1 protein-coding gene is annotated in these 1,231 nt (G+C 53.0%); it reads left to right on the top strand.

All coding sequences use genetic code 11. The features are described from left to right. The first annotated feature begins 62 nt into the window (after positions 1 to 62). Positions 63 to 1,213 (top strand): IS3 family transposase gene (locus tag HBN79_RS23815; RefSeq protein ID WP_088500423.1). Its coding sequence is split into 2 segments (ribosomal slippage): positions 63 to 297 and positions 297 to 1,213, totalling 1,152 coding nucleotides; the frame shifts between segments, so codons are not numbered across the junction. Positions 1,214 to 1,231: the final 18 nt, after the last annotated feature.

The raw sequence follows: 1,231 nt of genomic DNA, 5'->3' as shown, positions 1-1,231 counted from the left end.
TGAATCGCCCCTAGTTTCGTAGACACCTCCAAGCCTTAAAATGAGGCCCATTAGGAGGTGCCATGAGCAACCAGCGATATCCCGAAGAATTCAAAATCCAGGCGGTCAAACAAGTGACCGAAAAGAAGCTTCCTGTCTCGGAGGTGGCTGCACGATTGGGTGTGTCCGTGCACAGCCTTTATGCCTGGGTTAAGCGCTACACCAAGCCCCAGGAACAGCGCGTTGAGGAGGATGATCAGAGCGCTGAGGTTCGTCGTCTACGGGCCGAGCTGAAACGGGTGACGGAGGAGCGAGACATCTTAAAAAAGGCCGCCGCGTACTTTGCCAAGGAGTGCGGCTGAAGTACGCCTTTATTAAGCAGCAAGCGGGTCATTACGCGATTCGACGGCTTTGCCTGACGCTCAAGGTTCATCCCAGCGGCTACTACGCGTGGCTATCAGAACCAAAATCTGCGCGAGCCAAGGACGATCAGCGACTGCTTGGACTGATCAAACACTCCTGGTTGGAAAGCGGTGGTGTTTATGGCTATCGCAAGATCCATGATGACCTGCGAGAGGTTGGTGAGAGCTGTGGCCGTCACCGGGTAGCTAGGTTGATGCGCCTTGAAGGTTTACGTTCTCAGACTGGGTATCGACGGAGGCCGGGAAAATATGGCGGTAAACCAGCCGTTGCCTCACCGAACTTACTGAAGCGCCAATTCGATGTCAGAGAACCCAACAAAGTCTGGGTCACAGACATTACCTACATCCGAACATATGAAGGCTGGCTGTATTTGGCCGTGGTGCTCGATCTGTTTTCACGCCAGATCATTGGTTGGTCAATGAAGTCGCAGATGACCAGCGACGTAGCCATTGATGCACTGCTGATGGCGGTTTGGAGACGTAAGCCGAAGCAAGAGGTGATGATCCACTCGGATCAAGGCAGTCAGTACAGCAGCTCAGACTGGCGAAGCTTCTTGAAAGCTAACAACCTGGTAGCCAGCATGAGTCGTCGAGGTAACTGCCACGACAACGCTGTAGCGGAGAGCTTTTTCCAGCTGCTAAAGCGGGAGCGGATCAAGCGTAAAATCTACACTACACGCCAGGATGCTCGGGATGATGTGTTCGATTACATCGAGATGTTTTACAACCCAAAACGACGCCACAGTTTCAACAATCAGCTGTCACCGGTAGAGTTTGAAAAGCGTTACGCAGCGAGCCTGGAGAGTGTCTAGGAAACCCGGGGCGATTCA

Origin of the sequence: Pseudomonas sp. WS 5051, assembly GCF_012985715.1 — a bacterium.
In the GTDB taxonomy this organism is placed as follows: Bacteria; Pseudomonadota; Gammaproteobacteria; order Pseudomonadales; family Pseudomonadaceae; genus Aquipseudomonas; species Aquipseudomonas bubulae.
Note: the sequence above shows the minus strand (reverse complement) of the source record. Positions and strands in the feature narration are given on the sequence as shown.